Genomic DNA, 8,432 nt, shown 5'->3' with positions numbered 1-8,432 from the left:
CCTTGGGGAGTGACTGCAACAGCACGCCCTCAATTTCGGCCGGACTCAGCAGGCGCGTAGGAATCAACTCACCGGCCTTGACATGGGCACTGCCCAGCAACACGCGGCGCTCCGGGAGACTGCCCGGGCCAGGTAAGGGCCCATACACACGCACCTGGGGCGCATCGGCCATGGAAACTCTGCGACGCATGCCCGTCAGAAATCGTCCAGCGTCTGCCTCGGAGAGCAGCACGTCAGGCCAATCACTGAGCAACACATCCGGTGGCAACAGCCACGCATCGCGCTCAACCTCGGACAGGGTCTGCAACGCGTCCAGCGTCACGGCCTTGTCCAGGGTGACACCACCCGTACCAGTACGGCGCAAACCAATCAGGTGCGCACCACAACCCAGCCACTCGCCGATGTCCTGCGCGAGTGTACGGATATACGTGCCCTTGGTGCAACGCACATCCAGGGTGAGAACGTCACCTTGCCAGTCGAGGATGTCAATACCGTGAATGATCACACGACGCGCAGCGCGCTCGATTTCGACCCCTTCACGGGCGTATTCGTACAAGGCGCGGCCTTGGTGCTTCAAGGCCGAATACATCGGCGGCACCTGATCAATCTCGCCCGTGAACTGTTGGCATGCCTGCGCAATGCGTGTCGCGTTCACGTTTTCGGCGTTGACCTCGCGCGTGTTCAGTACCTCACCTTCGGCATCGCCAGTGGTGGTGGTCTGACCCAGCTTCACCGTAGCGGTGTAGCGCTTGTCGGCGTCCAGTGACACCTGCGAAAACTTGGTTGCAGCGCCAAAACACAATGGCAGCAAACCGGTGGCCAACGGGTCCAAGGTGCCGGTGTGACCCGCCTTTTCAGCCCGGAACAAGCGCTTGACCTTCTGCAATGCGTCATTGCTCGACAGACCCAGCGGCTTGTCGAGCAAGATCACGCCGTGCAGCGCACGACGAGGTTGACGCACGGGCTTGTTCACGCTTGACCGCCCTCGTCGTCTGCGTCCTTGGCCTTGTCGGCCACGGCACGGTTGATCAGCGCATTGATTTCGGCAGCGCGTTCGGTGGTGCGGTCGAAATGGAAATGCAGCGTCGGAACGGTGTGAATCTGCAGACGCTTGAACAGGCTGTTGCGAATGAACCCGGCGGATTCATTCAGACCTTCCTCGCTGGCCTTGGGGTCACCGATCAACAAAGAAAAGTACACCTTGGCATGGGCGTAGTCGGGCGTCACCTCAACACTGTTGATGGTGACCATGCCGATGCGCGGATCTTTCAGATCACGGATCAGCTCAGCCACGTCGCGCTGAATCTGGTCAGCGACGCGGTTGCTGCGATTGGGGGTAGAGCGTTTATGGCGCATGGTGATCTCCTGCCGATCAACTCAGTTGGCTCTCTCAAATACAAACCCCGCCTAGGGCTAGGCGGGGTTGTGGGGGAAGGCCTCCTGTACGGCGTATTACAGCGTACGAGCCACTTCCTTGATTTCGAAGAGCTCGAGGATATCGCCTTCCTTGATGTCGTTGTAGCCCTTGATGCTGAGACCACATTCGAAGCCCTCGCGGACTTCCTTGACATCGTCCTTGAAGCGCTTGAGGCCTTCGAGTTCGCCGGTGTAGATGACGATGTTGTCGCGCAGCAAGCGCAGCTTGCAGTTGCGACGCACGATACCGTCGGTGACCATACAACCCGCGATCGTACCGATCTTGGAAGCCACGAACACTTGACGGATCTCGGCCGTACCGATGACCTCTTCGCGCTGCTCGGGAGCCAGCATGCCGCCCATCGCTGCCTTCACATCATCCACGGCGTCGTAAATGATGTTGTAGTAGCGCAGGTCAACACCATTGTGCTCGGCCACCTTGCGGGCATTGGCGTCCGCACGGGTGTTGAAGCCAATGATGACCGCCTTGGAGGCAATCGCCAGGTTGACGTCGGACTCGGAGATGCCACCCACGGCGGCGTGCACGATCTGCACACGCACTTCCTCGGTCGACAGCTTGAGCAAGGACGTTGCCAGCGCTTCTTGCGAACCTTGCACGTCGGCCTTGATGATGAGGGGCAGCGTTTGCACTTCTGCGCCCGAACCCATCTGTTCGAACATGCTTTCCAGCTTGGCGGCTTGTTGCTTGGCCAGCTTGACGTCGCGGTACTTACCTTGACGGAAGGTCGCGATTTCACGGGCACGGCGCTCATCGCCCAGCACCATGAATTCGTCACCAGCGGACGGGACTTCGGTCAGACCTTGAATTTCCACCGGGATGGAAGGACCCGCCTCGGTGGCGTTCTTGCCGTCTTCGTCCAGCATGGCGCGAACACGGCCATACGAGGCGCCAGCCAGCACGACGTCGCCGCGCTTGAGGGTACCGGACTGAACCAGCACGGTGGCCACAGGACCACGGCCCTTGTCCAGACGCGCTTCGATCACCAGACCCTTGGCCATGGAATCCTTCGGCGCGGTCAGCTCCAGCACTTCGGCTTGCAGCAGCACGTTTTCCAGGAGGTCTTCGATGCCTTGACCGGTCTTGGCCGACACCGGCACGAATGGCGAATCGCCACCGTAGGCTTCGGGCACGACTTCTTCGGCAACCAGTTCCTGCGTCACGCGGTCGGTGTTGGCGCCCGGCTTGTCGATCTTGTTGATCGCCACAACGATGGGCACACCCGCCGCCTTGGCGTGGTGGATGGCTTCCTTGGTCTGGGGCATGACGCCGTCATCGGCAGCCACGACCAGAATCACGATGTCGGTGGCCTTGGCACCGCGAGCACGCATGGCCGTGAAGGCCTCGTGACCCGGGGTATCCAGGAAGGTGATCATGCCGCGAGGCGTGTCCACGTGGTACGCACCGATGTGCTGCGTGATGCCGCCGGCTTCGCCAGCAGCCACGCGGCTGCGACGGATGAAGTCCAGCAGCGAAGTCTTACCGTGGTCAACGTGACCCATGACGGTCACCACTGGCGCACGTGGGAAGGCCTCGGCAGCCTGATCGGCGTGTTCTTCTTCCAGGAAGGCATCTGGATCATCCAGCTTGGCAGCAAACGCCTTGTGGCCCATTTCTTCCACCACGATCATGGCGGTTTCCTGGTCCAGTTGCTGGTTGATGGTGACCATCTGACCGAGCTTCATCATTTGCTTGATGACCTCGGAGGCCTTCACGGACATCTTGTGAGCCAGATCGGCCACAGAGATGGTCTCAGGGATGTGAACCTCTTGGATTTGCGGTTCGGTCGGTGCCACGAAGGTCGACTGACCTTCACGGTCGCCACCACGGCGACCACCCTTGCCACCCGGAGCCTTCCAGCCATTGCGGCCGTTGCCACCCACGGGATCGGGACTGCGGCCCTTGCCATTGCCAGCACCACGCTTCTTGGCATCATCAGCCCAGCTCGACGACAGCTTCTCGGACTTGACCGACTTCTTGTCGCCTGGCTTGGCGGCACCACCAGCCGGCGCGCCTGCAGCAGGCGTCGCGCCTGGTGCACCCTTGGGCTTGTGAATGGTGCCCTTGATGGCTTCAGCAGGCTTCGGCTCTTCAGGCTTCTTGGCCGTCAGCACCTTCTTGGGGGCGCTCATCATGGCGCGGATGGCCGCGGCTTCGGCTTCAGCAGCCTTGCGACGACGCTCCAGATCTGCCAGACGTTGCTTTTCTTCGGCTTCCACGTCAGCAGCTTTCACCACACGAACAGGACCCTTGCCAGCGGCTGCCGGCGCAGCGGCTTCTACAGGTGCTGCAGCGACAGGAGCAGGCGTCGCAGCCACCGGTGCAGCGGCAGGCGCTTCGACAGGCTTCTCAACCACCTTTTCAGCAGGCTTCTCGCTGGCGGCCTTCAACGTGCCGCCCTTGGCAGCGCGTTGTGCGGCAGCGGTCAGTGCAGCGGCTTCAGCACGTGCAGCAGCCTGAGCCGCAGCACGACGAGCAGCAGCCGCTTCACGTTCGGCAGCTTCCTGCTCGGGCGTCTTGATACCGGCCTTGGCGGCAGCCGCAGCGGCTTCTTGCTCAGCCAGTTCGCGAGCAGCACGCTCTGCTGCTGCAGCAGCGCGCGCTTCAGCCTCTTCGCGTTCGCGACGCTCTTGCTCTTCGCGCTGGCGACGGGCTTCAGCCAGTTGCTCTTCCTGAATGCGCAGTGCTTCAGCCTGAGCGCGAGCCTCTTCCTCGCGGCGTGCCAGTTCGGCTTCTTCCTGTGCGGCTTGAGCTGCGTCGTCACCCGTGGCGTCGTCACGCTTGACGAACACGCGCTTCTTCTTGACTTCGACCTGAATGGTGCGGGCTTTGCCAGAGGCGTCAGCCTGCTTGATTTCGGTGGTCGATTTGCGGGTCAGCGTGATCTTCTTGCGATCGCCGCCGGCGGAGCCGTGGGCGTTACGCAGATGTTCCAGCAGACGCTCCTTATCGGCCTCCGTGAGCACGTCTGCGGGAGATGCCTTGGGCACCCCTGCAGACTGCAGCTGTTCCAGCAGTGTCGCAGCCGGGCGATTGAGCTCCGCGGCGAATTGTGCGACGGTGGTCACGGCCATGTGTTAATCCTTGCGATGAGCTTGCTTAAAAGTGTCGATGTGATGAACCAGAGGCAGCGAATCAAGCGAACCAGTGTTCGCGCGCCTTCAGGATCAGGGCACGTGCCTGATCGCCGGAAACACCCGTGATCTCGGTGAGTTCGTCCACAGCCAGATCGGCCAGGTCGTCACGTGTATGGATTCCAGCTTCAGCCAGCTTGGCGATCAGCTCAGGGGTCAAGCCTTCCAGACCCTTGAGATTCTCAGACAAAGCTTCGACTTCTTCTTCCTTGGCGATTTCCATGGTCAGCAAAGCATCTTTCGCGCGGGTACGCAGCTCATTGACCGTGTCTTCGTCAAACGATTCGATTTCCAGCATTTCCTGCAGCGGCACGTAAGCCACTTCCTCCAGGCTGGTAAACCCTTCGGCAATCAGGATGTCTGCCACTTCCTCGTCCACGTCGAGCTTGTCGACGAAGAGCTTGCGGACGTTGTCAGACTCTGCTGCCTGCTTCTGGGCCGATTCTTCGGCCGTCATGATGTTGATGCGCCAGCCAGTCAGGTCGGACGCCAGGCGCACGTTCTGACCACCACGGCCAATGGCGATGGCGAGGTTTTCCTCGTCGACCACCACGTCCATGGCGTGCTGTTCTTCATCAACAAAAATGGATTGCACGTTGGCAGGAGCCAGCGCACCAATCACGAATTGAGCGGGGTCTTCGGACCACAGCACGATGTCCACGCGCTCGCCAGCCAGTTCGTTGGTCACGGCAGTCACGCGCGAACCACGGACACCCACACAGGTGCCGATGGGGTCCACGCGCTTGTCGTGTGACAGCACAGCGATCTTGGCGCGAGAGCCGGCGTCACGTGCGCAGCTCTTGATCTCCAGCAGGCCTTGCTCGATTTCGGGCACTTCCTGGCGGAACAGTTCGATCATGAAGTCAGGCGCGCTGCGCGACAGCATGATTTGCGGACCACGGGCCAAGCTGTCCACACCCAGCATGTAGGCACGAACGCGGTCACCGGTACGTAGGTTTTCCTTGGGAATCATTTCGCCGCGCTTGAGGCGGCCTTCCACACGACCGGACTCGACGATGATGTCGCCCTTGTCCAGGCGCTTGACCGTGCCCACGAAGACCTTTTCGCCGCGAGACAGGAAGTCGCTCAGCAACTGCTCACGCTCGGCGTCGCGAATCTTTTGCAAGATGACTTGCTTGGCAGCTTGCGCGCCGATACGGCCAATGGGCACCGACTCGATGGACTCTTCGATGTGGTCGCCCACCTCGATGTCAGCGATGCGATCTTGCGCATCGGACAGGATTTCTTCGGCTTCGGGATTCTGCAGACCGGCTTCGTCAGGCACAACCAGCCAACGACGGAAGGTCTCGTATTCACCGCTTTCGCGATCGATCGCGACACGGATATCCACTTCGCCCTGATAAAGCTTCTTGGTGGCGGAGGCCAGCGCAGACTCAACTGCACCAAACACCACTTCACGGTCAACGCTCTTCTCACGAGAAATGGCGTCCACCAACATCAGCAATTCACGATTCATTTTTTCTGACCTCCGAGTTCTTGCGCCTCATCTCCGGCAACGGTACCGCCCGCCGGGCTTGCGTCCCGACGGCTACGCCCTTTGAAACTCACCTCAGGCACCAGACGCGCCTCGCGAATTTCATCCAGCGTGAAACCTAAAACCTGATCGGTGGGCTGCTGCGCATCAGCACCAGACTTGGCTTGTTCTTTGGCAAGCTTCTTGGCCGCCGTTTTGGAGAGCGGCTTGTCCGCATCAGCAGACTTGAGCAGCAACCCCCACGCCAGACCAGCCTCAATCGCTTGCGCATCGCCATCGGGCGACGTACACAGCACACCGCTGTACTTCTTGCGCCCCTGGAACGGCACCTTCAAGCTGATCTCGACGTTCTCACCCACAAAGCGGGCAAAGTGTGCAGGCGTCTTCAACGGACGATCCACACCAGGCGACGAGACCTCCAGACGGCTGTAATCAGCATCGATGGTCTCGAGCGCGTACTGCAACTGACGGGTGACCTTTTCGCAGTCGTCCACCGTAACGAGATCGCCCGGCAAATCGTAGGCCTGATCAGGCAGGCGATCGATGTACACGCGCAGCAATCCATGCGTACTGCGTTCGCAGTCCACAAGTTCGTAACCGAGGCCGGTCACAGTGGTTTCAACAACTTTGAGCCAGGACATCCAATGAAAAACAGTCGAGCAAAAAAAATGGGCTGGAAAGATCCGCCCATTCGTGACAAACACGAGACCGATCTGCTTTTGACCCGTACCCACAATTGCTTTCGCACACTGTAAATAGCAAAGCCAAGCAGCCAATCGCTTATTTTACCCTGAGGAATGCGCTGCAGCAAGGCATTCCCTCTAAATTCGTCCTTTCGCGTTGTCCGTGCCAAAATCCGGGCCTCGTTAAGCACTCTCTAATGGAGACCTCATGGGATTTCTCGCTGGCAAACGCCTGCTGATCACCGGCCTGTTGTCCAACCGCTCGATCGCCTACGGCATCGCCAAGGCCTGCAAACGTGAAGGTGCCGAACTCGCTTTCAGCTACGTGGGCGAGCGTTTCAAGGATCGCATCACCGAGTTCGCCAAAGAATTTGACTCTGAACTGGTGTTCGATTGCGATGTGAGCAGCGATGAGCAAATCGACGCCATGTTCGCCGATCTGTCCAAAACCTGGCCGAAAATTGATGGGTTTGTGCACGCGATCGGTTTTGCGCCCCGCGAGGCCATTGCCGGCGACTTCCTAGAAGGACTGTCGCGTGAAAGCTTCCGTGTCGCACACGACATTTCGGCCTACAGCTTCCCTGCGATGGCCAAGGCTTCGCTGCCTTACCTGAATGAGGGCGCATCGCTGCTGACGCTGTCCTACCTGGGGGCTGAGCGCATTGTGCCGGCATACAACACCATGGGCCTGGCCAAGGCCTCGCTGGAAGCCAGCGTGCGTTACACCGCGGGCAGCCTGGGTCCGAAGGGCATCCGTGTCAACGGCATTTCGGCTGGCCCGATCAAGACCTTGGCCGCCTCCGGCATCAAGGGTTTCAGCAAGATCCTGAGCGTGGTGGAAGACAATGCGCCACTGCGCCGCAACGTCACGATTGAAGACGTGGGCAACGTGGCCGCGTTCATGCTGTCGGATCTGGCGGCCGGCGTGACCGCCGAGATCACCTACGTGGACGGTGGTTTCAGCAAAGTGATGGCAGGCGCTGACGCTGCCTGATCCAGATCAGGCGTGCGCAAAAAGGGGGCTTCTAGCCCCCTTTGTTGTTGGATGAGCCCGCCAGTCGTCGCACAATCAAGACATCTGACGAAAGGATGGTTCATGAATACACAGCAAGTGTCGTCGCTGCTCAAAAAACTTCAAACTGAGCTGGAGTCTGGCAAACCGATTGATGACTCCCTGCGTGACTCACTCAAGCAACTGGATCGCGATATCCAGCAAGTCCTGAGCAAGCCTGCGCAGCAAGCCGAAACGGACACCAGTTCCATTGAGTCACGCGCACAGGCGCTGGAGGCTCGTTTTGAGACCGAGCACCCCTATTTGGCAACCATGGTTCGTGACGTCATGGATGCGCTGGGCAAGATGGGCATCTGAACCTCAACTGGTGGTTGAGGGCGCTCAGACTGGCCGCTTCGGCACGGCGGCCAACAAGGTCTGCGTGTAAGCGTGAGCTGGCTGGGACAACACCTGCTCGCAACTGCCCTCTTCCACGATCTGGCCTTGCTGCATCACCGCCACGCGATCGGCAAGGTAGCCGACAACACCCATGTTATGGGTGATGAACAACAATCCCAGGCCGAGCTCTGACTGCAACTCACGCAGCAAATTCAGAATTTGCGCCTGCACAGAGACGTCCAACGCCGAAGTGGGCTCATCACAGACAAGAACCTGAGGCTCAACAGCCAAGGCT

The 8,432-nt window shown here is 59.9% G+C and carries 7 protein-coding genes and 1 pseudogene; 2 read left to right on the top strand and 6 right to left on the bottom strand.

Translation table 11 applies throughout. From position 1 onward, the window contains the following. The 5 genes from truB to rimP form a co-directional block, all read right to left on the bottom strand. A partial coding sequence (truB, locus tag ACMV18_RS09965) for a tRNA pseudouridine(55) synthase TruB (protein ID WP_420817708.1) occupies positions 1-973 on the bottom strand: 973 nt, incomplete at its 3' end. Further along, a complete protein-coding gene (gene rbfA, locus ACMV18_RS09960) occupies positions 970-1,356 on the bottom strand; it encodes a 30S ribosome-binding factor RbfA (protein WP_374258472.1) in 387 nt (128 codons plus the stop codon). The genes rbfA and truB, both read right to left, overlap by 4 nt. A 96-nt stretch (positions 1,357-1,452) precedes the next feature. Further along, complete coding sequence (infB, locus tag ACMV18_RS09955; RefSeq protein ID WP_420817707.1) at positions 1,453-4,509, bottom strand: translation initiation factor IF-2; 3,057 nt, start codon at positions 4,507-4,509, stop codon at positions 1,453-1,455. Between the two features lie 61 nt (positions 4,510-4,570). Then, on the bottom strand, positions 4,571-6,046 hold the full coding sequence (gene nusA, locus ACMV18_RS09950; RefSeq protein WP_374258475.1) for a transcription termination factor NusA: 1,476 nt from the start codon (positions 6,044-6,046) through the stop codon (positions 4,571-4,573). Next, complete coding sequence (gene rimP, locus ACMV18_RS09945; protein WP_420817709.1) at positions 6,043-6,705, bottom strand: ribosome maturation factor RimP; 663 nt, start codon at positions 6,703-6,705, stop codon at positions 6,043-6,045. Before rimP ends, nusA begins: the two co-directional genes overlap by 4 nt. Positions 6,706-6,955: 250 nt before the next feature. On the opposite strand from rimP, the gene fabI reads away from it, so the two are divergent. Next, positions 6,956-7,741: an enoyl-ACP reductase FabI gene (gene fabI / locus ACMV18_RS09940; protein WP_420817706.1), complete on the top strand. Its 786-nt coding sequence runs from the start codon at positions 6,956-6,958 to the stop codon at positions 7,739-7,741. Positions 7,742-7,843: 102 nt separating this feature from the next. Continuing rightward, the gene (locus tag ACMV18_RS09935; RefSeq protein ID WP_420817705.1) at positions 7,844-8,116 is read left to right on the top strand and encodes a DUF4404 family protein; all 273 of its coding nucleotides are present in this window, start codon (positions 7,844-7,846) and stop codon (positions 8,114-8,116) included. A gap of 24 nt (positions 8,117-8,140) precedes the next feature. Here the strand turns inward: ACMV18_RS09935 and ACMV18_RS09930 are convergent. Beyond that, positions 8,141-8,432: pseudogene (locus ACMV18_RS09930) on the bottom strand (ABC transporter ATP-binding protein); the annotation flags it as partial.

Source organism: Aquabacterium sp. (assembly GCF_048860245.1).
Classification (GTDB): Bacteria; Pseudomonadota; Gammaproteobacteria; order Burkholderiales; family Burkholderiaceae_C; genus Aquabacterium.
This window is presented reverse-complemented; position numbering and strand designations above follow the sequence as displayed.